The sequence below is a fragment of the Methanogenium sp. S4BF genome (assembly GCF_029633965.1).
Classification (GTDB): Archaea; Halobacteriota; Methanomicrobia; order Methanomicrobiales; family Methanomicrobiaceae; genus Methanogenium.
The window spans coordinates 1,495,809-1,516,937 of record NZ_CP091277.1 but is presented as its reverse complement, the minus strand read 5'-3'; the positions used below and the strand labels follow the sequence as shown (position 1 = coordinate 1,516,937).

Below are 21,129 nucleotides of genomic sequence, written 5' to 3'. Positions count from 1 at the left end.
GCAAAAAGAGGTGGCATACCGGCCGGAAGAGATCCGCCGGAGGAAGGAGGCGCCGGAAGGATATTATGGTCAACAATGGTGCACTGGCGGACTATTCCATCAGCCGGGTAAGGGCGGCGATGATCGCGGCACCTGACTCTGCGGTGGTGGCCGTTCCGCCGCTATCCCGCGTCGTGATGCCGGCTTCAGCGGTCAGCCTGATGGCCTCTTCTATATGGGCTGCCCCGGCTGTATCTCCCCGATGGGATAGCAGCATCGCTGCTGACCGGACAGCGGCGACCGGGTTTGCGATGCCCTGTCCGGCAATATCAGGGGCACTCCCGTGGACGGGCTCAAAGAGTGCATGCCGGTCTCCGATATTTGCGCTGGGGAGCATCCCCAGTCCTCCCACCAGATATGCGGCCGCATCAGAGAGGATGTCACCGAAGATGTTCGTGGTGACGATGACATCATAGCGGTCCGGGTGTATGAGGACATCGAGGGTCAGGGCGTCGATGAAGGCGGTGGTGTACGGGACGCCCTCTTCCTCTGCTGTCCGGATGCATATGTCCCGGAAGAAGGCGTCTGATTTGATGACATTTGCCTTGTTCCCGATGGTCAACCGGTTCTTCCGCTCCCGTGCAATCCTGCAGGCGGCCCGGGCAATCCGTTCGCTCCCCTTCCGGGTGATGATCCGCAGGGTGCAGGCGCGGTCTTCCTCCTGCCATTCGACGCCGGAATAGAGTCCTTCAGTGTTCTCCCGCACGACCATGATGTCCACCCCGTTTCCCTGTACCGGGCGGAGGTTGGCATAGAGGTCCAGCTCTTTTCGTATCTGCAGGACGACACTGCGGTAATCGGACGCAGGCGGGGTGGTCACCGCTCCGAAGAGGATGGCGTCTGCATCACGCAGGAGGGCGATGTCATCTGCGGTGCATGCCTCTCCGGTCTTCATCCACTTTCCATAGCCAATCTCCACAGGATAGTATTCATACTCCGGGTGGAGCAGTGCAAGGACGTCCTGTGCCACCGGGATGACCTCCTGCCCGATGCCGTCGCCCTCGGCGACTGCAATCGCGGTCATTGATTCTGTGCCTCCGTTGTCGTATTCTCCATCTCCGTTCTTCTCTTTTCCCACCCCTCACAGACAGCAAAGACCGCCTCTGCGATGGTGCGGGGGGACGCCCCCCAGTGAACAATCGAACCGTAGCAGCCGTCATGGACACCGATGCCGGTCCGTTCCATCCGGCAGCACCGGGCGATGTAGGGCTCCTGTGCCACCCGGTTGGCCGGGCAGATGTCGGTGACTCTGAACGCCGCCTTCTCTCCATAGCATTCGGCAAGCACCTGCCTGCCGGTCAGGCATCCTGCCACCGTTTCATCGCCCCGCAGCCGGTCATTGTCAATCGTGCGTGAGAATCCTGCCGCCCGGCAGGGATAGACCTCTGATGCGGTATCCCTGATGTCTGCGATATGGTAGCAGAACTGCACGCCGCATTCCTCGAAGAGACCGGTTTCTTCAAGATCGCGGATGGTATGAGCCAGATTCGGGCGGGGGGGCTCTGCGTCATAGACATGAATGGTGATGAGGTGTTCGTCTGACGGTTCACAGATAATCGTCATGTGTTCATCGAGCCCGATGAAGACCGTGCAGAATTTCCCCGTCCCGCGTGCCCGGCGGATGAGATCCGGGCGGTTATGGAGGTTGACTTTTTCAGGGTACATGCAGACATCCGCCTCTCCGGCGAGCAGGTGCGATGATTTAATGTCCCTGAGTATGCTGGTGCCCTCTTCTGTCTCCACTTCCAGCACTTCGTACCCGGTCTTTGTCTGCCGTACGAGGTATTGTGAGAGGAAATAGACCTTATCTCCGGCGGGCCTCCCCTCGGCGTATCCGACAATTTTGCATGCTTCCGGGAAGATCATCGGTTTCTCCAGTATGGAACGAGTCCGCCTGCAGCAAGAATCTCCTGCATCCTGCCGGAAAGGGGGCGGATCGGGTGACGCACGCCGTTCGCTTCAACCCATCCCTCCTCCAGTGAGATGGTGACGGTGCTGCCTTCGCCGCAGACGAGGCTGTCGCACTCGATGACCGGGAGGCCCACGTTAATTGCATTCCTAAAGAAGATCCGGGCAAACGAGGGGGCGATGACTGCGATGGCACCAGCCTCCCGTATGGCGACCGGCGCCTGTTCGCGTGATGATCCGCACCCCATATTATTGCCTGCCACGATGACTGCGCCCTTTAGCCGGGGGGCAAGCGTCGGGTCGAGGTCTTCGAAGACATGCTCCGCCCAGACCGAGGTGTCTTTCGTCCGGAGGTACCGGCCGGCGATCACAAGGTCGGTGTCGATGTCTGCTCCGATACAGACAGCATGGCCGGAGAGCGTCATATGGCGCCCTCCGGTGAGGTGATTTCACCTTTCAGCGCACTCGCCGCCGCCGTTGCCACCGACCCGAGATAATATTCTGCCCCGATGCCCATCCGGTTTTTGAAGTTGCGGTTGGCAGTCGAGAGGGCGGTTTCCCCTTCCCCGAGAACACCCATATGCATCCCGAGGCAGGGGCCGCAGCCCGGCGGGCCGACTATGCATCCGGCAGCGATGATCTCTGCGAGGATGCCGGTCTCTGCTGCCTGCTGCATGATGGCACGGGATGCCGGGACGACGATCGTGCGGCACGCCACCTGCTGTCCGCGGACGATGCGGGCAAAGCGCTCCAGATCCTCATACCGGCCGTTCGTGCAGGTGCCGACAAAGACCTGATCGAGAGGGGTACCTGCATAATCTGTCACCGGTGCCACGGTATCCACCCGGTGCGGCACTGAGAGGACGGGTTCTGCGTCGGCAAGGTCGACGGAGAGTTCACGGCAGTAGGTGCCCTCTTCCGGCTCCTGCCGTTCCACGCTGTGGCCGTACCGGGCGAGGTATTCCTGTGTTGTTTTGTCCGCATAGAAGAGGCCTGCCTTTGCACCGCACTCCACTGCCATGTTGGAGAGCGTGAGCCGGCCTGCCATCGAAAGGGCATCGGCACCGTCGCCGGTGTATTCCAGCGCACGGTAGGTGCCGCCGTCCATGCCAATTGTGCCGGTGACCGTCAGGACGATGTCTTTTGGCTCGCACCATGCGGGCAGGCAGCCGGTGAGGTTGACAGATATCGTCTCCGGGACGCGGAACCAGGTGCTCCCCTCTGCCCAGATGGCTGCCATATCGGTTGCCCCCACGCCGGTGGAGAAGGCCCCGAAGGCACCCGTCGTGCAGGAGTGGGAGTCGGCCCCCACGACTACTTCACCGGGCAGCACCCGTCCTTCGCTCATCAGCTGGTGGCAGATGCCGCCGCCGACGTCGGTGAGGGCAAACCCTTTTTCCGCGGCAAATTCCCTGAGCTCATTCTGGAGGGTGGCCGTCTGTGAGGTGTTTGCGGGGGCGATGTGATCGTAGATGATGGAGACAGTCTCCGGGCGTGCCGGTTTCGGGTTCCCCATCTGGCGGTATGCCTCCATTGCAAGCACGCCGGTACCGTCGTGGGCAAACGCCCGGTCCACAGCCCGGTCCACATAGGTGCCGGCAGGGCCGCCAAGGATGCGTTCGGAGAGTGTGCTCATGCATCCCCCTGATCCTGTGCCTCACGCAGCAGTGCCATGAGGACATCGTCGGTGATTCTGCATTTCCCTTCAGAGATATCCTTTACCTGGCAGAGCACCCAGTGCACCTGTTCCTGAGAGAGGGCGCATCCCTTTGAGGCGATCACATGTTCGATAGCCTTTTTTCCGGTGTGTTTGCCGAGGATATACTGCCGCTGCCTGCCCACCGTCTCCGGACGGAGATATTCATATGTCTCCGGATCTTCGAGCATCGCTGCGATATGGATGCCGCTTTCGTGGGAGAAGGCATTCTTCCCCACCACCGGTTTCGTGTCCATCATCGTAATGCCGCTGTAGCGTTCCACCATCGAAGAGAGTTCGGGGATACGGGTGAGATCATAGCGCTCCACGCCTCCTTTCAGCCGGAGGAGGGCGAGCACCTCTTCGAGCCGGGCGTTGCCGGTCCGCTCTCCGATGCCGTTAACCGTAGTATGCAGCTGAAATGCGCCGTATTCTGCTGCTGTGATCGTATTTGCGGTGGCACAGCCGAGGTCGTTGTGGCAGTGGACCGCGAGCTTGTTCGATATTTTACTGCCGGTATGCTCCATAAACCGCATCATTTCAACCGGTGTCAGGCACCCGAGTGTATCGGCAAATCCTGAATACTCTGCACCACGCTCCGCTCCTGCCGCATACATCTTCCGCAGAAAGGCAGGGTCCGTGCGGGAGCCGTCCTCTGCTGCGAAACGGACGGCGATCCCATGGTCATGGGCATAATCGACCATTCCGAGGGCCCGCTCCAGCATCTCATCGGCTGAACAGCGGTATTTTATCCGCATATGCAGTTCGGATGTCGCAATAAAGATGCTCACCAGCTCCACCCCGCATTCGATGGCCGCATCGATATCGCCGGGGAGGGCACGTGCCAGACAGCAGATCCGGGCGTCCAGCCCCATTCTGCAGATCTCCTTTACGCACCGGTGCTCATTCTCTGATACCACCGGAAAACCGGCTTCAATTACCTCTACTCCGGTTTCATCCAGCAGTGAGGCGATTGCCATCTTCTCTTCACAGGTAAATGACACGCCGGGTGTCTGTTCACCATCACGGAGTGTCACATCACAGATCTCAACATTCCACGGTTTCATGTTCCTCTCCCCCGGGGCACCGGCCCCGGATAATCACGCATTTCAGCTTCTCTTCCCGCACCAGTGCGGCACGGACGGCCTCACGGTCAGCGGCATTCACAATCACCGGTGCCGCCCAGCTGATATAGGGCAGGATTTCCGGCGCTGCCTGTTTCCCGGTCATACCCAGAACGCCGTTTTCCACGATCACAACAAGAACGTCCAACTCTTTCTCCCGGATGTCTGCAAGGGCGCTCAGCCCGGAGTGCATCAGTGCATAGTCCCCCATCAGTGCCACGCCGGTACTCGTTGCCGCCACCGCAGGTGCTGAACCCAGCCCGTATCCGGCAGAGCCCACCTCCCATGGCGGGTTTTTGGCAAGGAGGCCGCAGCCGATGTCGAGCACCGGATGCAGTCCTTCATCCCGCATTACCTGCAGGAGGGGGATGTACGGGCAGTTTCTGCAGAAGGTGCGGGCAAACCCGCGTGACTGCATCGTCTCGGGGGCTCCTGCCGGAGGGGCAACTGTTGAACAGGACGGCACCGGTCCCTGGTGCGGGGGATAGACGAGGGCAGGGACGGGACGCTCCTGTGCCCACCGCACCATCTCGCTGTGCCGTATCTCTGCTGCCTCAGCCCGCCCCCGCATGGTGAGTGACGAATCTGCAATGGTTCCCTTGTGGTCGGCCCGTGCCGGCGGGGTGCCGGCCGCCGCTGCTGCAAGAACGGCCGGTGTCACCCGCACCAGTGCGATGCGGGAGAATTGTTCAGAGGCCTGAAATGCCGCCTCTGCCACCACGGCAAGGTCATCTGCCGCCGGGGCGAATGTCGGGGCTTCCGCCACCCTTCCGATACAGCGGGAGTCCTGTGCATTCTGTGACCCGGAAACCTCCGTGTCATCCCCCACGACGATGACAAGCCCCGCAGAGAGGCCCTGCACGGCGGCGTTCATCAGGGGGTCCATGCAGGCGTTCAGGCCGACATTCTTCAGAATTACGCAGGCCCGGCGGCCGGAGATGGCGTCCCCGAGTGCATACTCGAGGGCGACTTTCTCGTTTACCGTGCATACCGCTCCGCAGGCCTCCGCCAGGGTGGTCACGGGGTATCCCGGCACCGTGTAGAAACGGTCTGCTGCCGCCCGGAGGGCAGCGGCGAGGCATGCCTCCCCGTTTGCGTCGTGCCGCGGGGTGTGGTTCACAAGATCCTTCCCAGGCACGAGATCACATCCGCCGCACAGGGTGCACATCGTCTTCGCCTGTGTGGGGTCAAGGCCGGCTTTTTTCAGTTCTTCTGCGGCAAATTCCGCAATCTTGAGAATGCGCTCCGCAGATGGGCGGAGAAGTCCCGGGAGGTTCGGGGAGGGATTCAGGGGGCGGATGACAGGAATCACCCCGATGTCTGTGAGGCGGCAGATGCATGCCATCATCTCTGCATCGGTCTCTCCCAGCCCGAGGATCACATTGGAGAAGACCCGGTTTCTGCCGAATACGGAAACGGATTCTTCCAGTACTGACCAGGTGCCTTCATAGTCCAGTCCGGGGCACATCTCCCGGAAGAGGGCCGGTGTTGCCGCCTCAATATTGAACTTCACTTCACAGGCCCCGGCGTCTTTGAGTCGTCGGGGGGTGCCGGGCAGGGGATAGATGGAGACGCCCACCGGAATGCCGAACCCTGCCACCGCATGCACCATGGCAACGGCCCGTTCCTCGTCATCCTCAACGGAGCCGATGACTCCGCTCGTGAGGGATATTGCATCAATTTCATCTGCCGCTGCTGCAATCATGGCGGTGACCTCCTCTGCCGTCTTGATCCGTCCCGCGAGAGCGGGCACCGCACAGTAGCGGCAGGAGAAGATGCACCCCTCTGAGAGGGTGATGTATGCCTGCCGGGGGCAGTGGTATACGGGCTCCTCGATGTATCCGGCAACGTCAATTCCCGGTCCGGTAAGGCGGGCGGCGCCGTCTGCATCCGCGGTCAGGGTAAGGGGTGAATGTTCACTGATAGTGAGCCGGATACGGCCATGAGCAGTTGTAAAAAAGACGGAACCACTGCCGCCTGCCCCCGGGCCTGCGGTAGACTGTTCCGGACAGAACCGGTAGGCCCCGGTGGGCCGCACGGTTCCGTATGCGAGAATCCGGGCTTTCAGGGCTCCCCAGTGCATATGGACAGCGCCTCTTTGTACCGGGTTGCAAACGGGATGGCCGCTGCAGCACCGATGATGCCCCGCCCGTCAAGGCGGATTTCGATATGCTCACGAATCGCATTCAGGTCATCCCGGGTGACCTCTCCGCGTTTCACCTTCCACCCATATTCAGTGAGGGGTGCAGGGGAGAAGCCGCGGAATACAGCCATGCCCGTCTCATCCGAGAGGGTATATTTCCGGAGCATCTCCTCAAATGCAGTCACCAGCTGTTCGGGTTCGGTGGTGGCGAACTCACATGCCACACCAACGCAGTTTTTGGTCCGGTAGGGCACCGGAAAGAGCTGGACAATGGTATGGGAGATATAGCGTGTCTCCGGTGTCTGCACCGCCTCAGCGATGTTATGGGCAAGCGTCCAGGTGGCCCCCTCCTCAGGGGTATCGGTGTCATCCACGCCGATGATGACGCGCTCACGCCGGGGAAGCCAGATTTGGGCACCCGCTTCACGCCCGCCGCCGCAGGGGTCGCTTGTTGAGCGGATGACGCCTGCCGCCGCTGCCCGGCAGACCGTGGCCCCCACACCGCCGCCGCCCACGCCGCGGTAGGTGATGCCTATCTCATTTTCCGTGACATCCACCCCGGCAATGCCGGCCGGGAAGTAGGAGCCTTCCAGAGCGAGGTTTGTCTCTCCTGCAGAGAGCAGGAAGCGCTGGGTGTTGCCGACCATGCGGACCGACTGCACAAGAGGGCTCTTCCGGTAATTGTGGCCTGCCCACATCGCCCCGCCGACGCATGCAAACTCTTCGATCAGTTCAACGGTGGTGCCGTCACTATCCGCGACTGCGCAGATCTCCGGATACCGGATGGAATAGGGGTCAGAGATGTTCGCCATAGAGTCCGGCCGCTTCAATGCCTTTGTTTGCCCAGAGCACTGCGCCGAGTGCCCCGATTCGCCCCTTTCCTGCACAGGTGTCGATATAGGTGATCCCAAGCCGTGCCGCCTCTGCCTCGCATTCCTCCTGATTTAAGACCTCGGTCTTTACTTTCGTCTGGTAGGGTGACTCCTCCGGAAGGCCGATGCCGCGGTAGACTGCGATACCGGTGTCATTACTGACGGCGTGCATCTGGATGAAGTCCCGCACATAGGCAAGCAGCTCCTGTGTTTTATCCGGACGCACCGCAAAGTTCAGGGCCGAACCGACACAGTTGGTCGTTTTGTTCGGGACCTTTGGGTTCAGCTGGATGAGGCGCATATTCAGGTATTGTACGCCTTCTATCGGGCATGCCTCGGCGCACTGGCTTGCAAGCACCCATGTCGCCCCTTCCTCTTTGGTATCCGTATCATCGATGCCGATGGTGACCTTCTCATATCGGGGGGTGACAATGCGGGACCGGTTGATTCGGGCACCCCCTATCTTCAGGTCATCTGCGGAATCATATTCCGTCCGAATAACCCCGGGTGCCTGCGGGAGGCATGCCGCCACACCAACACCGGCGCCGGCGATGCCTGCCCAGGACGTGACAACCTCGTCCCCGCGTATCTCCACACCCTCGAGTGCCTGACCGCCCAGTTCCTGGTCAGCCGGGCCGAAACGGGCAGGATAATGGCCAATTTTTGCCTGCATGGTCATTGATGTGCCTTCAACCGTGATGCCGGTGACAGCACCGCCGGCACGTTTCCGGTTCATTACATCCCATTCAATGGAGCCGCGGCACCGGCATTCTTCAAGGATCTCTGCCCGTCCTGCCTCTTCATCCACCATCACCAGCAGGCGCTGGGAAAAAAGGCGCCCGAACCGTTTCTGTATCTCGTCAGGTGTGAATACTTCCATAACTATTTGTCACCGAAATTTTCGTTAACAGAATTATCGGCAACAAAGGTATTTAAGGAATGCGTAGTAGAACGGAGAATAAAAAAAGGGGTTTTAGAGAATTTCAGAGAGCGGGAACTTGTATGGGCCAAGGGTGCCGCCAAAGTTTCCGGAAGTGATGCGTTTGATGCCGGGCACGGTGACTGCTGCCTCAATGCCTGCCTTGGTGGCTGCTTTGATGGCTGCCTCATCGACACCGTCGATCACAATTTCATAGATGCAGGTGACGCCCTCGGGAACCTTGGTGTCAGGCACCTGATCGCGGATGCTTGGACAGTACTTCTCATTGGTGGTAGCCACCATGAACTTGTAGGCATTTGAGCCGACCTTTGAACCTGATGCGACAACCGGGAATGAGGTGATTGAGCCTGCACAGGTCTTGATGGCGTCAACTGCCTTCTCTGCGGCCTCGAGTGCGGCTTCAACGGACTCTCCCATGATAAAGAAGTTGCCGCCTGCAATGCCCTTCACGATACCGAACTCTTCCTCGCCGATGTATTCGCCGTTCATGATGGGGATTGCCCAGCACTGGCGTCCGCCGACTTCCACCTTGTGCTCAAATTTGTCGCCGAAGAAGTGGAGTTTGACATCGATGCGTTCCTCTGCCTCAGGCATGCCGTCAAAGACTGCTGCGGTGGGTGAGGTAAGGACACACTCTGCAAGGCGCTCAACAACCTGCTCTTTCAGCTTCTTCTTGCCGCCGGCAAAGAGCATGATAGCAACGCCGGGGCGTCCGTCCGGTGTCTCTTCCGGAGTGAGAATGCGCTCGATACCTGCTTCGCAGGGGCATCCGATTGCTGATGTTGCAAAGCCGGTTGCTTCTGTTGCTGCATTCACTGCCCATTTTTCGTTGATTGCTGTGATAATGACACGGCACGCCCAGTTGGGGAATGCCTCTGCATACTCATCTTCGATAAAAACGCCGTTTAATTCCATCATTAAACCTCTCGATACGAATGAAATATTTGGTGCACCTTCTTACTATAATCTTTCTTTTTCGTAGTTATTTTTGCCCGGAACAGGGGCTGCCGTGGAAGTGCAGACAGGATGGCAGATACTGCTTATTTCGTCATATTTTGGATAAATTCAATAAAATATGTGAATATGGCCTTTATTTCGGCAAAATTTCTGTCCAACAAATGAGATAGGTTTAAATTTAGTAAGATGAAATCTCATATTATAGAGGAGATTGGAACATGGGCGATTCCAAAGATGTAATGAATTCATATGTTACCCGTGACCTGAGGAAGATGTTCTCACCGGGTGAGGGATGGAATATTGACCGGGAACCTGAGTGCGGCGGAGCATCATTTGCATATGTCGTCTCACGGAAACGGTTCGGAAAAAGTGCATATTATCCGGTGGATGTCTGCATGGAAGCAGCTGTTTCTGCAGAGAAGGCAGGAATGATCCAGCAGCAGTGTGATAAAGCACGTGCAGCAGGAGTTGCGCTTGAACCAATGCTGCTCTTTGTACCGACTGGTGCAGATGTTACTGCAGTGCCTGCTGATATTATGATCAAATACCTGAAAGTGCTCAAGGTTGAGGATGGACAGGTTATCTGGTGGAAGAAGGTTCTTCCCGCAGAATAATTTTTTTGCAGAATTAAAATGTTCAGGGAATTCTTCTGATTATCCCTGTTTCTTCTGTTCGGTAACCGCCCAGGCGGTGCAGTGTATCTTTGAAACTATCTGAGGACACCTGATCGAAGAGCATACGCACTTCGGGCATGGCCTCCAGAGTCGCTGTCCGTGTCACCAGTTCATAGCGTTCTGTCCCGATGGGAGTGAACGCAAGGCCAAGGGCCTTTGCCGCACTGTATACGCCGATGCCTGCTTCCGCCTCCCCTGACCGGACGGCAAGGGCTACGGCAAGATGGGTGGTTGCCTCCCGTCCGTATCCTGTGATCTCTGTCGGGTCCACCCCTCTCTGTCTGAGGAGATGGTCAAAGAGAATGCGGGTCCCCGAACCCTTCTGGCGGTTGATGATCCGTTTGCCGATGAGTTCATCGAATGTGACCGGTTCGGGTGCGATGATGCCCTGCTCCCGTTCTGCCCCGCAGATGAGGGTGAGCGGTGTTTCCGGCATATACTTTTCAAGGTACCGGATATTGTAGGTGCCGTCCTCTGCAAGAAGGTGCATCGGCGCCACATGGCAGGTGTCCTGTTTCAGCGAAAGAACGCCTCCCATACTGCCGGCATGGGTGGGATGGAGGGTTACCGCATGTTCCCGGAGCATATCAGCAAGGTAGTCAATGCACGGGTCATGGCTGCCGGTGATGAGGAGGGATTCAGCAGCAGCAGACTGCGGAACCATCAGGGTCGCCTGCACCTCCTCGCCGTTCATCACTCCTTCTTTCCGTGCGGGAATTTTCATGTAGGCATTCGCACGGACTGCACTCATCTGTACGCCGGCCCCCCGTGACTGGGGAACAGCCACCCACCGGCCGCCGACTCTGCCCACGGAGAGCAGAACAAATTCGTCCGTGCCCCCTGCCGAATCAAGCCGGGTGGAGAGGACGGCAGGGACAGTCTCAGGCGACGGCGGCTGCAGGCCGTATGCACCCATCATCGGGCTGATGAATTCACGGATGATGGTGTATGCGGCAAGCGGGTATCCGGGTGTGCCGATGACGGGTTTGCCGTCAATGGCACCGATGATCACGGGGCGGGCCGGTTTGATGGCAACACCATGGATGAACACCCTGCCAAGATCTTCGATAATGGATGCCGTGTAATCGCGGGTGCCTTTGGAGGATCCGGCGGAGATGATCAGCATATCATTCTCCCGGATGCCGCGGATGACCGCCTCACGGATCTGTTCCGGCTCATCCGGCACGATGCCGTAATGGGTGGGCGTGGCGCCGAGGTCACGCAGGCATGCTGCCGCCATCTGCATATTGCTCTCGACAACCTGGCCTGCTTCCGGGCGGGTGCCGGGAGGCACCAGTTCACTGCCGGTGGCAATGAGTCCGACACGGACGGTCCGGACCGGGACTGTTGTCACGCCGTAGGCTGCCAGTGCGCCAATCTCATGAGGGCGGATACGGTGCGATGAGGGGACAATCATCTCAGATTCGCCGATATCTTCTCCCACCGGCCGTATATGCTGCCACGGGGCCGCGGCCCTGCGGATGATATACTGTCCTGTGTCCTCCTCCTCCACGTCCTCGATCATGATGACGGCGTCATACTCTGAGGGAACGACATTGCCGGTATTCACCCGCCGGAAGTGCTGCAGGGTCACCGGACGCTGTTCAGCGGCACCGATGGTGTCTTCGCTCCGGACGGCAATCCCGTCCATCGCGGAGAGGTGTACCGGGGGAACCGACTGCCGGGTAAATACCGGTGCCGCCGTCACCCGGCCCGCTGCCTCAGAGAGGGGGGTCTCTTCCACGATGGGAATGTACGGGAATGATGAGAGTGTTGTTTTGAGGGCCTCCTCCAGGGAAACCAGTTCGAGATATCGTCGTACCATGGTCACCACAGGATCACCTCAACCTCTGCTCCCTTCTCATATCCTTCCCTGCCGTCAGGGACGCGGAGCAGTCCGCTGCTTTCGATAAGCGTATTGGTGAGGCCGGATTTCCCGAAGAGCGGGTATGCGTCCCTCCCCTCCAGCCTGACACGCACATAGTCCTCCCGTCCCCGTACTGACGGTACCGGGGCGGCACAGCGGGCCGGCACGGTTATGCGTGCGACTTCGCCTTCCGTCATCGCGGCGATGAGTACATCGCCAAGCGCTACGAGGACCACATAGGCAGACGCCGGGTGGCCGGGAAGGCCCAGTACAGGGATGCCATCAATGGTGCCGATGATGGTCGGCTTGCCCGGCGCAAGTGCGATGCCGTGAACATGGACTGTGCCGAGGTCTGCTAGAATGGCAGCACACATGTCGCGTTCCCCTTTGGAGCTGCCGCCCGAGATGCATACCAGGTCGCATTCGCTGACTGCCAGCCTGATGGCCGCCTCGAGAGGTTCGCGTTCATCGGGTATGATGCCATAGATGCGTGGGATGGCACCCCGTTCCCGTGCGTATCCGTCGCAAAGATAGGTGTTTACATCCCTGATCTCTCCGGGTCCGGGTGTCCGGTCAGGGCTGATGAGTTCATTCCCGGTGCTGATGATCCCGAGTACCGGCCGCCTGCGGACCGGCACCGTGGTGATGCCCAGCGAACCCAGAACACCGAGGTCGCGGGGTGACAGGCGTCTGCCTGCCGGAAATACCAGATCCGATCTCCGGAAATCGTCCCCCCGGAGGGTGAGGTTCTCTCCCTGTGCGACCGCACGGTAGATGAGGACATCGTTTCCGGACTCTTCAGCGTATTCAATCATCACAGCGGCATCGGCACCATCCGGTATGACCGCACCTGTTGGTACATACCTGCATTCACCGGGTCCGACTGTGCCCGCATCTCCGTCTCCCATTCCGACACGGCCGGTGATGGTAAGCATAGCAGGCAGTGCCTCACCTGCACCGATGGTATCTGCCGCACGGACGGCATACCCGTCCACCACTGTGCGGGTGAAACCGGGAATATCTTCTGCTGCGGTGACGGGCCGGGAGAGGACTCTCCCGAATGCCTCGGTGAGGGGGATCTTTTCTTCCTCCATCTGCGGAGCAATTCCCTGCAGAATCCTCTCTGCTTCGGCGACCGGTATCAGTTCAAGAAAAATGCTCATTTGAAACAGCCCAGCTGGCAGCCCCTGATTTTGATCCGGGGATCCCGGCTGTTGCAGTAGCGGGCAATCTCTGTCTTTGATACGCCGTATTTCTCAGAGATCTCAAATGCCTGTGGACAGGTGATTTCATTCTCAATTCCGAACTCTTCGAATATTTTTGTCAGTTCATCTGTTGTCATGCTAACATATGGTGGTCTTTGATTGAAATTAGGTTTACTGTACGGAAATGTCAGCGTGCGGATATTATTATTTTTTTAACAGGAAGGAAAATCTCTGAATCCTTCATTTCTGTCCGCAGAATGATGAATAAATGGGGAACCGGCATTCAAAAATGTGGTTTTCCGGGTGGGGGGCGAACTGTCTTTTTTTTGCCGTTTGTGATAAAATTTCTCGGGATTTTTCTGGTGAGTATTGGTGGAGGGCTGGTCTTATAATTAATGTATTTCTGTTTATAATGGGTCTTTGTAAATGTATACTAGCAGAATCGGTGGGTTCTGCTCTGTTTTTTTGAAAACGCTGCACTTCAATACATTTATCTATTCTTTTCAACAACTTTTCCTGTAATCGATTTGATCGATACTGGTGCGTGAAACCATGGCATTTGCATTGCATATTAACATGGAGCGGTGTACCGGTTGTAACGCATGCGTTGTTGCATGCCCCGTCGATGCGCTGGAGCTATTTACGATAGATCCGGTCACTGATGAAAAGATCTACCAGGTGAAGAATGGCAAGGCCATTGTTCTCGATGTAGATCATGAACTCTGCGCCGGGTGTGGCGTATGTGTTGAGGCATGCCCGTTTAATGTGATACGGCTGGCAGGACCGTGGGGTTCGAAATCCAAATCCCTGGCAGAAGGTATGGAGTGAGGTTTAAACATGGATACATTCTTCCCGAAATTCTCCAAAAAGAGAAGTGGCGTTAACGTCATTATGGAGCAGAAGCTCCTCAAAAACGTTAACAACCTGATTCTGAACGGACAGACATGTACCGGATGCGGAATCTGTGCAGAAGCCTGCCCAGAGGAAGCAATCAGTCTTGGACTGGTAGGTGCCGTCCGTCGTGGTGTAGTTGACTATGCAGAGCCCATTAACATTGATGAAAAGAAGTGCTCATATTGTGGCGTCTGCGTTGTGATGTGCCCGTTCAATTCCCTGACACTCAAAATTGACGGCGAGGAAGCTCTTCCGATTGTTGAGCGTGAAGGGTTCCCTGAATATGATATGGCCACAACGATTGACCAGGACAAGTGCGTCCGCTGTACCATCTGTGAGGACGTCTGTCCCCGCGATGCAATCAGCCGTGAAGTCCCTGCATTTGAGGGAACTGTTGAAGGGGCACTTGAGAGGCAGACTGTGCTCGCAGCAAAGACCACTTTCACCGTCGATGACGAGAAGTGTACCCGCTGTGGCATCTGTTCAGAACTCTGTCCGGCAATTGATGTGAAGCGCAAACCATTCTCAGCAGAGTTCGGAGCAGTCGTGGGCGATGTTGTCTGGGACGAGAAGCTCTGTGACGGCTGTCAGGTTTGTGTCGAAGCATGCCCTGAAGAGGCAATTACCGTTGAGAGGGCAGTTGAATCAGCAAAGCTCACAGGCAAGGTCGAAATCCTTGAAGAGAACTGCTGCACCTGCCGCTGGTGTGACATCAACTGTCCAACCGAGGCAATCACGGTAGAGAAGATCTTTGAGGGTGACATTGAATTTAATGCAGACAAGTGCCCTGCCGGGTGCTCCACCTGTGTTGAGGTCTGTCCCGCAAATGCAATCTACCTCCCCACCCCGAAGGCTGCAAAAGACCTGAGAGGCGAGAACGAGCCTGTTATTGCTGTCAATAAGGACTTCTGTATTCTCTGTGGCGCCTGCGTAAACGCATGCCCCGGTGAGGATATCATCACACTGAGGCGTACCGGCATCCGTGTGAAGGGCAAGGAGACTGATCTCTTCCTGAAGATAAAGGACAAGCTCTGCACTCCGCGCACCTCAATGGTAAAAGAGGCTGCAAAGGACGAGGTTGAACTCAAGATGATGGAAACCGCGTGAGGATAAGCAAATGGCAAGAGTAAAAGATTACGGCAATGCCGAACTGGAAGAGAAACTCAGAGATACGTATTTCTATACTACTGATTCCAACCCTCAGTTTCTCGAAGATGTGAAGAAAATCAGCCGTACGGCTGCCAATATGTGCTATCAGTGCGGAACATGCACAGGTTCATGTCCGTCAGCACCCCGCAGTTCGTATCGGATTCGTCTCTTCATGCGCAAGGGAGTTCTCGGGCTCGAGCAGGAAGCGCTCAATGACCCTGACCTCTGGCTCTGTACCACCTGTTATTCATGTACAGACCGCTGCCCGCGTGACCTTGCACCGACAGATGTGATCATGGCGATGAGAAACCTTGCGTTCAAATATGATATTGTGCCACGCAACTTCCTCAAGACCGTGCAGCTCATCTACACAACCGGACATGGAGTGCCGAACAACGATGTCAACCGTGCAGCCCGTGTAAAGCTTGGTCTGCCTGCAGATCCACCAACGACACACAGCTACCCTGAGTTTATGCCGGCTATTCAGAAGATCATAGACCACTATAAGATGAAAGAAAATGCAGATCGGATTCTCGCTGAGGAGGGTCAATAATGTCTGGAGATATGCATCAGTACGCATTCTTCCTGGGTTGTATTGCGCCGAACCGGTACCCCGGATGTGAGGCTGCAGCAATAAAGACCAGTGAGAAAGTTGGTATTGAACTTCTTCCACTGAAAGGTGCAAGCTGCTGTCCTGCACCAGGTGCGTTCGGAGCAATTGACCTGAACGTCTGGTATGCACTTGCAGCACGCAACCTCGTGCTTGCAGAAGAGATGAAGATGGACATTGCACTCATCTGTAACGGATGTTACAAGTCCATCTGGGAAGTCAACCACATCCTGAAGCACAACGATGAACTCCGTGACCAGGTAAACGATGTGCTCGCTGAAGTCGACATGCAGTTCAAGGGCTCCATTGATGTCTGGCACCTTGCCGAACTCTACTATGACCCGAAGATCTGTGGTGTTGACAAACTTGCAGCATCCGTTACACGCCCCCTTACCGGGACCAAGATTGGTGTCCACTACGGATGCCACCTGATGAAGCCCGCGAAAGAGCGCCATTTCGGTGACACCGAAAATGCAATGTGGATCGATGAGCTTGTCGAGGCACTCGGTGCAGAGGCAGTCCAGTACCGCAACAAGATGCAGTGCTGTGGTGCCGGCGGCGGTGTCCGTGGATATGATATCGTACACTCACTGGATATCACCAATGAGAAACTGATCAACCTGGAAGAAGTCGGTGCCGATGCACTCACAGAAGTGTGTCCGTTCTGCCAGCTTCAGTATGACAGGGGTCAGATTGAGATTCAGGAGAAATTCGGCAAGACCTATAATCTGCCTGTTCTTCACTTCAATGAACTCCTCGGCCTTGCACAGGGCATGACTCCACAGGAGCTTGCACTTGACCTGCACGGTATTGACTGTAAACCATTCCTGGAGAAGATTCTTTGAGAGGTGAAATGAATGACTGAAACTAAAGAAGAATCAAGAATTGGTGTTTTTATCTGTCACTGCGGTACAAACATCGCAGGTTCCCTCTCCATTCAGGAGGTTATGGATTACGCAAAGACACTCGATGGTGTTGTTGTCGCAGATGAATACCAGTATATGTGTTCAACTCCGGGACAATCAAAGATCATCGACGCTATCAAAGAACACAACCTGAACGGCATTGTCGTTGCAGCATGTTCTCCGCGTCTCCACGAGCCAACGTTCCGTACAGCAACACAGGAAGGCGGACTGAACAAGTTCCGGTTTGAGATGGCAAACATCCGTGACCAGAACTCCTGGGTGCACATGCACGACTGGGAAGGCGCAACCGAGAAGGCAAAGGACCAGGTCCTCATTGCGGTCGCAAAGGCCCGGATGCTTGAAGACCTCCAGCCGAAGAGTGTGCCTGTAGAGCACTCCGCACTCGTCCTTGGTGGCGGTGTCGGTGGTATGCAGGCTGCACTCGATCTTGCAAGCGCAGGCATCAAGACCTATCTCATTGAGAAGGCTCCGACTGTCGGTGGACGTATGTCCCAGCTCGACAAGACCTTCCCGACACTTGACTGCTCACAGTGTATTCTGACCCCGAAGATGGTGGATGTCGGCCGACACCCCAACATTGAGCTCAGAACCTACACCGAAGTTGAGAATGTCGAAGGCTACATCGGCAACTTCACCATCACCCTCCGGAAGAAGGCACGTGGCGTCCTCGATCCCACCGAAGCACTGGAACGCGGCATCATCGGCGGCGGCTGTAATGGCTGTGGTGACTGTGCTGAAGTCTGTCCTGTCATCAAACCAAACCCATTCGAGTTTGGCATGGCACCACGGAAGGCAATCTACATCTATCACCCGCAGGTTATGCCCCTGCAGTACACCGTCGACTTCGACGCATGTGTGAAGTGTGGTCTCTGTGTTGAGGCATGTGGTGAAGAGAAGCGTGCAATTGACCTTGACATGGTGGACACCTTTGAGAAGGTCAGAGTCGGTACCTGTATCCTCGCTATCGGATACGACTTCATCCCGATTGAACAGAAGACAGAGTGGGGATACAAGCGGTTTGACAATGTCATCACCGGTCTTGAGTTCGAGCGCCTGATCTGTGCATCCGGACCTACCGGCGGAAAGCTGATTCGTCCGTCTGACGGGCAGATCCCGAAGAAGGTCGGATTCGTTCTCTGTGCAGGCTCCCGTGACAACACCGGCGGTGTTGCAAAGGCTTACTGCTCCCGCTTCTGCTGTATGTACTCCCTGAAGCACGCTCACCAGATCATGGAAAAGATCCCCGGTGCAGTGCCCTACCTCTTCTACATGGATATCCGTTCCTTTGGAAAGATGTACGAGGAGTTCTACTATCGTATCCAGAACGAGGGTGCAAAGTTCATCCGCGGCCGTGTGGCAAACATTCTGGAAGACCCGACCACAAAGAACCTCATTGTCCACACCGAAGACACCCTTCTCGGAAGGCCTGTTGCAATGGAGATGGACATGGTCGTCCTTGCAGCGGCAATCCAGCCGAAGCCTGAAGCTGAGCGCATCCGCCAGATGTTCGGTGTCTCCAAGTCACAGGACGGCTGGCTGCTTGAGGCACACCCGAAACTCAACCCGTGTGGCACCACCACAGCAGGTATCTACCTCGCTGGTGTCTGTCAGGGACCAAAGGATATTCCTGACACCGTCGCACAGGCAGAGGGTGCAGCATCCGCAGCATCGATTCCAATCCACACCGGAGAAGTGCAGCTCGAGCCGTACTTCGCACAGTGTATGGATGAAATCTGTGCAGGCTGTGGAATGTGTGTCCCGCAGTGCCCGTATGGTGCCCTTGCTCTTATTGACAAGGAAGGCCGTACCGTGATGGAAGTTACCGAGGCAAAGTGTAAAGGCTGTGGTACCTGCGGAGGATTCTGTCCTGGCGGTGCAATCAAGATGCAGCACTTCACATCACCACAGATCTGTGCTCAAATAGATGCATTCCTTCTCAAGGGAGGGGAGTACTAATGACAGATGAGAACTGGAAACCAAAAATTATTGCAATCATCTGTAACTGGTGTTCGTACGCAGGTGCAGACCTTGCCGGTGGTGCCCGTATTCAGTATCCGCCCGATATCCGTGCCATCCGTGTGATGTGTACCGGCCGTGTTGATCCGCTCTTCATCATGAAGGCGTTCCAGGATGGTGCAGATGGAATGCTGATCTCAGGGTGCCACTTTGGTGACTGCCACTACCTTGAGGGCAACTACAAGTGTGCAAAGCGCATGTTCCTCGTAAAGAACCTCCTGAAAAACATCGGTCTTGATGACAACCGTCTGAGAATGACCTTCGTCTCCGCATCCGAGGGTGCAAAGTGGGGTATGGTCATGGAAGATGTTGTCAAAACGGTCACAGAACTTGGCCCAAGCCCGATCAAGAAGTACGAGAGATAACTGAATCGGAGATGAAGGTGTGGCAGCTATTCAGATAAACCTGATTTCAGGTAGGACGATCCAGCAGGGCGTCTCGATGGAAAACGGCAAGGAGAAACTTGCCTATCGGGATGCCTGCGGGATCCTCGAGCTCGATGACGCTGAATTTAAGCGTCTCGGGTGCTTTAAGAACACGAATGTTCGTGTTTCCAGTGAATTTGGGACTGTTGTGGTCAAGGCAATTGGCGCAACCCAGGGCCCGCACCCCGGGCTTGGGTGGATCCCTATGGGACCGTGGGCCAATGCAATTGTTGACCCCAACACCTACTCTACCGGGATGCCAACATTCAAGGGAACTCCGGTGACCGTTGAGGTCGCTGAGGATGAGAAGGTCCTTGATGCCATTGCTCTGATTACAGAGGAGTGCTTATAAGGGTGTGTGAAAGATGGCGAAAATAGTAACAGATGTCGTCTGCCCGTTCTGCGGGACGCTCTGCGATGACCTTGAGGTCGCCCTCTCCGATGACGGAGAGGAGATCCTTGAGGTGTACAATGCCTGTGCCATTGGAGCAACGAAGTTTCTCCACTCCCAGGCAAAAGATCGCTTGACCCGCCCCCAGATGAAGCAGGAAGACGGCTCCTGGAAAGAAATAACGTATGATGAGGCAGCCGATTATACTGCAAAACTGCTCGTCGATGCCAAAAAGCCGTTAATGTACGGCTGGTCCTCGACAAGCTGTACTGCACAGGGCACCGGATCAGAGATCGGTGAGGAAGTCGGCGCATGCATGGACAACACTGCAACAGTCTGTCACGGTTCAACCCTGATTGCTGTGCAGGATGTCGGTGTACCCTCAGCAACCCTTGGTGAAATTGCAAACCGTGCAGACCGTGTGGTCTTCTGGGGATGCAACCCGGCACATGCTCACCCGCGTCACATGTCGCGGTACTCGATATTCCCCCGTGGTTTCTTCACCGGCAAGGGATCAAAGTCAAGGAAGATGGTCGTAGTCGACCCGCGCAAGACTGACACAGCGAAGATGGCAGATGTCCATCTCCAGCTTGAACAGGGCCGCGATTATGAACTCCTGAGCGCAATCCGGGTTGCCATCCGTGGCGAAGCACTTCCGGATGTTGTTGCAGGCATTCCCAAAGAGCAGATCTACGAAGTTGCGGAAACGCTCAAGTCAGGTCGGTTTACGGTTATCTTCTTCGGTATGGGTGTGACCCATTCACTCGGAAAGAACCATAATATCGATATTGCAATCATGGTCACCCGTGACCTGAATGACTACACGAAAGCAGCCATCGTAGCGATGCGGGGCCACTACAATGTGACCGGCTCCGGACAGGTCTGGGGATGGCAGTTCGGGTTCCCGTTCTGTCTTGACCTGACCCGCGGATTCGCCCGGTATAACCCAGGCGATTCGTCATCCAATGATCTGCTTATCCGTGACGAGGTTGACGCAGTGTTTGTACTTGGGTCTGACCCCGGTGCACACTTCCCGGTTGGTTCCGTGAAGAAGATTGCACAGCTTCCGTCCGTCTGTATCGACCCGCATATCACCCCGACATCTGCTGTCTCAAAGGTGCATGTCCCGGTGGCATTTGTGGGCGTTGAAGTCGGCGGATGTGCGTACCGTATGGACAATGTCCCTATTGAGACCAGAAAGGTCGTTGAACCCCCTGAGGGAATGCTCACCGATGAAGAGTTCCTTCAGATGGTTCTGACCCGTGTACGGGCACTGAAGGGGGCAGCATAATC

The 21,129-nt window shown here is 56.5% G+C and carries 21 protein-coding genes; 9 read left to right on the top strand and 12 right to left on the bottom strand.

The features are described 5' to 3' along the window. Window positions 1-91 precede the first annotated feature (91 nt). The 9 genes from L1S32_RS07285 to fhcD form a co-directional block, all read right to left on the bottom strand. Complete coding sequence (locus tag L1S32_RS07285) at window positions 92-1,063, bottom strand: isocitrate/isopropylmalate family dehydrogenase (RefSeq protein ID WP_278154363.1); 972 nt, start codon at window positions 1,061-1,063, stop codon at window positions 92-94. Beyond that, the gene (locus L1S32_RS07280) at window positions 1,060-1,905 is read right to left on the bottom strand and encodes a hypothetical protein (RefSeq protein ID WP_278154362.1); all 846 of its coding nucleotides are present in this window, start codon (window positions 1,903-1,905) and stop codon (window positions 1,060-1,062) included. Before L1S32_RS07280 ends, L1S32_RS07285 begins: the two co-directional genes overlap by 4 nt. Next, complete coding sequence (locus tag L1S32_RS07275; protein WP_278154361.1) at window positions 1,902-2,372, bottom strand: 3-isopropylmalate dehydratase; 471 nt, start codon at window positions 2,370-2,372, stop codon at window positions 1,902-1,904. Before L1S32_RS07275 ends, L1S32_RS07280 begins: the two co-directional genes overlap by 4 nt. Then, window positions 2,369-3,583 carry an aconitase/3-isopropylmalate dehydratase large subunit family protein gene (locus L1S32_RS07270; protein WP_278154360.1) on the bottom strand — a complete coding sequence of 405 codons (1,215 nt, stop codon included), beginning with the start codon at window positions 3,581-3,583 and terminating at the stop codon, window positions 2,369-2,371. Before L1S32_RS07270 ends, L1S32_RS07275 begins: the two co-directional genes overlap by 4 nt. Further along, the gene (locus L1S32_RS07265) at window positions 3,580-4,710 is read right to left on the bottom strand and encodes a homocitrate synthase family protein (RefSeq protein ID WP_278154359.1); all 1,131 of its coding nucleotides are present in this window, start codon (window positions 4,708-4,710) and stop codon (window positions 3,580-3,582) included. The genes L1S32_RS07270 and L1S32_RS07265 overlap by 4 nt, the downstream gene beginning before the upstream one ends. After that, window positions 4,691-6,850: a radical SAM protein gene (locus L1S32_RS12015; RefSeq protein ID WP_347403342.1), complete on the bottom strand. Its 2,160-nt coding sequence runs from the start codon at window positions 6,848-6,850 to the stop codon at window positions 4,691-4,693. The genes L1S32_RS07265 and L1S32_RS12015 overlap by 20 nt, the downstream gene beginning before the upstream one ends. Continuing rightward, on the bottom strand, window positions 6,832-7,722 hold the full coding sequence (gene mmp11, locus L1S32_RS07250) for a methanogenesis marker protein 11 (RefSeq protein WP_278154358.1): 891 nt from the start codon (window positions 7,720-7,722) through the stop codon (window positions 6,832-6,834). The genes L1S32_RS12015 and mmp11 overlap by 19 nt, the downstream gene beginning before the upstream one ends. Next, complete coding sequence (locus L1S32_RS07245; RefSeq protein ID WP_278154357.1) at window positions 7,706-8,662, bottom strand: tRNA(Ile2) 2-agmatinylcytidine synthetase; 957 nt, start codon at window positions 8,660-8,662, stop codon at window positions 7,706-7,708. Before L1S32_RS07245 ends, mmp11 begins: the two co-directional genes overlap by 17 nt. Before the next feature lie 93 nt (window positions 8,663-8,755). Next, window positions 8,756-9,637 (bottom strand): formylmethanofuran--tetrahydromethanopterin N-formyltransferase, encoded by an 882-nt coding sequence (gene fhcD / locus L1S32_RS07240; protein ID WP_278157065.1) that lies wholly within the window; start codon window positions 9,635-9,637, stop codon window positions 8,756-8,758. Window positions 9,638-9,897: 260 nt separating this feature from the next. On the opposite strand from fhcD, the gene L1S32_RS07235 reads away from it, so the two are divergent. Continuing rightward, window positions 9,898-10,293 (top strand): hypothetical protein, encoded by a 396-nt coding sequence (locus L1S32_RS07235; RefSeq protein ID WP_278154356.1) that lies wholly within the window; start codon window positions 9,898-9,900, stop codon window positions 10,291-10,293. A 22-nt stretch (window positions 10,294-10,315) separates the two neighbouring features. On the opposite strand, the gene L1S32_RS07230 is transcribed toward L1S32_RS07235, so the two are convergent. Genes L1S32_RS07230 through L1S32_RS07220 form a run of 3 tightly spaced genes read right to left on the bottom strand, consistent with a single transcriptional unit; the run spans window position 10,316 to window position 13,562 of the window. Then, a complete protein-coding gene (locus L1S32_RS07230) occupies window positions 10,316-12,178 on the bottom strand; it encodes a molybdopterin biosynthesis protein (protein ID WP_278154355.1) in 1,863 nt (620 codons plus the stop codon). 2 nt (window positions 12,179-12,180) lie between these two features. Beyond that, window positions 12,181-13,383: a gephyrin-like molybdotransferase Glp gene (gene glp / locus L1S32_RS07225; protein ID WP_278154354.1), complete on the bottom strand. Its 1,203-nt coding sequence runs from the start codon at window positions 13,381-13,383 to the stop codon at window positions 12,181-12,183. Continuing rightward, window positions 13,380-13,562, bottom strand: a complete 183-nt coding sequence (locus L1S32_RS07220; protein WP_278154353.1) for a hypothetical protein — start codon at window positions 13,560-13,562, stop codon at window positions 13,380-13,382. Before L1S32_RS07220 ends, glp begins: the two co-directional genes overlap by 4 nt. A gap of 415 nt (window positions 13,563-13,977) precedes the next feature. On the opposite strand from L1S32_RS07220, the gene L1S32_RS07215 reads away from it, so the two are divergent. From L1S32_RS07215 to L1S32_RS07180, 8 genes are read left to right on the top strand one after another with little or no spacing between them, the layout of a single operon-like run. Continuing rightward, a complete protein-coding gene (locus L1S32_RS07215; protein WP_278154352.1) occupies window positions 13,978-14,253 on the top strand; it encodes a 4Fe-4S binding protein in 276 nt (91 codons plus the stop codon). A gap of 9 nt (window positions 14,254-14,262) precedes the next feature. Further along, window positions 14,263-15,426, top strand: a complete 1,164-nt coding sequence (locus L1S32_RS07210; protein ID WP_278154351.1) for a 4Fe-4S binding protein — start codon at window positions 14,263-14,265, stop codon at window positions 15,424-15,426. A gap of 10 nt (window positions 15,427-15,436) precedes the next feature. After that, window positions 15,437-16,021, top strand: coding sequence for a CoB--CoM heterodisulfide reductase subunit C (hdrC, locus tag L1S32_RS07205; protein ID WP_278154350.1), 585 nt, complete (start codon window positions 15,437-15,439; stop codon window positions 16,019-16,021). After that, the gene (hdrB, locus tag L1S32_RS07200) at window positions 16,021-16,923 is read left to right on the top strand and encodes a CoB--CoM heterodisulfide reductase subunit B (RefSeq protein ID WP_278154349.1); all 903 of its coding nucleotides are present in this window, start codon (window positions 16,021-16,023) and stop codon (window positions 16,921-16,923) included. The genes hdrC and hdrB overlap by 1 nt, the downstream gene beginning before the upstream one ends. Before the next feature lie 12 nt (window positions 16,924-16,935). Then, window positions 16,936-18,960 (top strand): CoB--CoM heterodisulfide reductase iron-sulfur subunit A family protein, encoded by a 2,025-nt coding sequence (locus tag L1S32_RS07195; RefSeq protein ID WP_278154348.1) that lies wholly within the window; start codon window positions 16,936-16,938, stop codon window positions 18,958-18,960. Beyond that, the gene (locus L1S32_RS07190; RefSeq protein WP_278154347.1) at window positions 18,960-19,385 is read left to right on the top strand and encodes a hydrogenase iron-sulfur subunit; all 426 of its coding nucleotides are present in this window, start codon (window positions 18,960-18,962) and stop codon (window positions 19,383-19,385) included. The genes L1S32_RS07195 and L1S32_RS07190 overlap by 1 nt, the downstream gene beginning before the upstream one ends. A gap of 19 nt (window positions 19,386-19,404) precedes the next feature. Continuing rightward, a complete protein-coding gene (locus L1S32_RS07185) occupies window positions 19,405-19,797 on the top strand; it encodes a molybdopterin dinucleotide binding domain-containing protein (protein ID WP_278154346.1) in 393 nt (130 codons plus the stop codon). A gap of 13 nt (window positions 19,798-19,810) precedes the next feature. Beyond that, window positions 19,811-21,127: a formylmethanofuran dehydrogenase subunit B gene (locus L1S32_RS07180; RefSeq protein ID WP_278154345.1), complete on the top strand. Its 1,317-nt coding sequence runs from the start codon at window positions 19,811-19,813 to the stop codon at window positions 21,125-21,127. Window positions 21,128-21,129: the final 2 nt, after the last annotated feature.

Bases quoted from the DNA above. Each gene is read 5' to 3' on its own strand.
- L1S32_RS07285 (WP_278154363.1), bottom strand. From the start codon at position 1,063: ATGACCGCGATTGCAGTCGCCGAGGGCGACGGCATCGGGCAGGAGGTC.
- L1S32_RS07280 (WP_278154362.1), bottom strand. From the start codon at position 1,905: ATGATCTTCCCGGAAGCATGCAAAATTGTCGGATACGCCGAGGGGAGG.
- L1S32_RS07275 (WP_278154361.1), bottom strand. From the start codon at position 2,372: ATGACGCTCTCCGGCCATGCTGTCTGTATCGGAGCAGACATCGACACC.
- L1S32_RS07270 (WP_278154360.1), bottom strand. From the start codon at position 3,583: ATGAGCACACTCTCCGAACGCATCCTTGGCGGCCCTGCCGGCACCTAT.
- L1S32_RS07265 (WP_278154359.1), bottom strand. From the start codon at position 4,710: ATGAAACCGTGGAATGTTGAGATCTGTGATGTGACACTCCGTGATGGT.
- L1S32_RS12015 (WP_347403342.1), bottom strand. From the start codon at position 6,850: ATGCACTGGGGAGCCCTGAAAGCCCGGATTCTCGCATACGGAACCGTG.
- mmp11 (WP_278154358.1), bottom strand. From the start codon at position 7,722: ATGGCGAACATCTCTGACCCCTATTCCATCCGGTATCCGGAGATCTGC.
- L1S32_RS07245 (WP_278154357.1), bottom strand. From the start codon at position 8,662: ATGGAAGTATTCACACCTGACGAGATACAGAAACGGTTCGGGCGCCTT.
- fhcD (WP_278157065.1), bottom strand. From the start codon at position 9,637: ATGGAATTAAACGGCGTTTTTATCGAAGATGAGTATGCAGAGGCATTC.
- L1S32_RS07235 (WP_278154356.1), top strand. From the start codon at position 9,898: ATGGGCGATTCCAAAGATGTAATGAATTCATATGTTACCCGTGACCTG.
- L1S32_RS07230 (WP_278154355.1), bottom strand. From the start codon at position 12,178: ATGGTACGACGATATCTCGAACTGGTTTCCCTGGAGGAGGCCCTCAAA.
- glp (WP_278154354.1), bottom strand. From the start codon at position 13,383: ATGAGCATTTTTCTTGAACTGATACCGGTCGCCGAAGCAGAGAGGATT.
- L1S32_RS07220 (WP_278154353.1), bottom strand. From the start codon at position 13,562: ATGACAACAGATGAACTGACAAAAATATTCGAAGAGTTCGGAATTGAG.
- L1S32_RS07215 (WP_278154352.1), top strand. From the start codon at position 13,978: ATGGCATTTGCATTGCATATTAACATGGAGCGGTGTACCGGTTGTAAC.
- L1S32_RS07210 (WP_278154351.1), top strand. From the start codon at position 14,263: ATGGATACATTCTTCCCGAAATTCTCCAAAAAGAGAAGTGGCGTTAAC.
- hdrC (WP_278154350.1), top strand. From the start codon at position 15,437: ATGGCAAGAGTAAAAGATTACGGCAATGCCGAACTGGAAGAGAAACTC.
- hdrB (WP_278154349.1), top strand. From the start codon at position 16,021: ATGTCTGGAGATATGCATCAGTACGCATTCTTCCTGGGTTGTATTGCG.
- L1S32_RS07195 (WP_278154348.1), top strand. From the start codon at position 16,936: ATGACTGAAACTAAAGAAGAATCAAGAATTGGTGTTTTTATCTGTCAC.
- L1S32_RS07190 (WP_278154347.1), top strand. From the start codon at position 18,960: ATGACAGATGAGAACTGGAAACCAAAAATTATTGCAATCATCTGTAAC.
- L1S32_RS07180 (WP_278154345.1), top strand. From the start codon at position 19,811: ATGGCGAAAATAGTAACAGATGTCGTCTGCCCGTTCTGCGGGACGCTC.